Genomic DNA, 1134 nt, shown 5'->3' with positions numbered 1-1134 from the left:
CTACTTCGTCTGTGGAGAATTGTCTCTTCCACTACAGCCAATCATGTAGCTCTACCCACTACAAACAGCGAATAACCTATAGCATTAAAGTACTTTTTTTTGCACAAACAGAATACCTTCTTAAAGTCAAAGATTTTGATAGAAAATGCTTTCAAGATTGGATGAGAGTTGTAAGGAATATAATTTCAAGAGGGGATATAGATAAGGACGGTAAAAGACCCGATATAATTAGGAGTCCGCAAACTTTTGATGGTGTAATTAATTTAATTAATGAATTAAGTTATGGATGTAAAAATATTTATCAACATTTAGCTTCAATAGATTCTCAAAAATCAACATTTGCAAAGGAGCAAGTAGAAGAAGAGAAAATTAAATCAAAAATTATTCGAAACAAGCCAAGTATAAAACAATTAATTTTCGATTCTGAAGATAATGAATTACTTCGTGGTAGGATAGATTTCCTTTTCTACTGTATCAATTATGACTATAATCCTGAAGAGATTAATGAAATAGACCTTAAGTTGGTACAATCTGTATTTTCAAGATATTTTAATAAGGAAATTGAAATTGATGGGAAACTACAAAGAGCAATGCTGACCATTGATGTTGATGGTGAGTACAATTTTTATAACTATTGGTGGTCATTTTGGAATGTTGCAAATGCCACAAAAAGACGACTTTTTGATAAATATCGAGAGATAGAGTATTATATATATAGCGATTATAAAGATTACTTCAAGAAACTTGTTTTGTTACTATGCACAAAAAGCCTTGAAGATATTGCAAGTGAGTTCGAAGCCCCTACTAATATGCCTAACTGGAAGGTGAGGCTAATAAAAGAATCACAACTATTAGATATTGAAAGCAAATCTAATTTTATTGCTATTCCAGACAATGAGTCTTGTTGTTACTTATTAAAAAGCAAGAGACCTCGTGATATGGAGGGATGTATTAAGATTGAATGATGCTATGGTAAAAGACACAGAACCCAAATTCCGCCCAAGTTGTAACATGTTTCTATAAAATTACCCAAAACACCTGTTCTATTGCATAAAACAAGGCTCTATTTGACAATTTGTATTGAAACACTACTATTCACTTGTCAAGTGTTGTATGATTGAAGCATGAAGAAGC

The 1134-nt window shown here is 31.7% G+C and carries 1 protein-coding gene; it reads left to right on the top strand.

Features of this window, described 5'->3' with window-relative positions; all coding sequences use genetic code 11:
- A partial coding sequence (locus tag DYP60_RS13890) for a hypothetical protein (protein WP_206363157.1) occupies positions 1 to 965 on the top strand: 965 nt, incomplete at its 5' end.
- Between the last annotated feature and the right edge of the window lie 169 nt (positions 966 to 1134).

The organism is Sphaerochaeta halotolerans (assembly GCF_003429665.1).
GTDB classification, from domain to species: Bacteria; Spirochaetota; Spirochaetia; order Sphaerochaetales; family Sphaerochaetaceae; genus Sphaerochaeta; species Sphaerochaeta halotolerans.
This window is presented reverse-complemented; position numbering and strand designations above follow the sequence as displayed.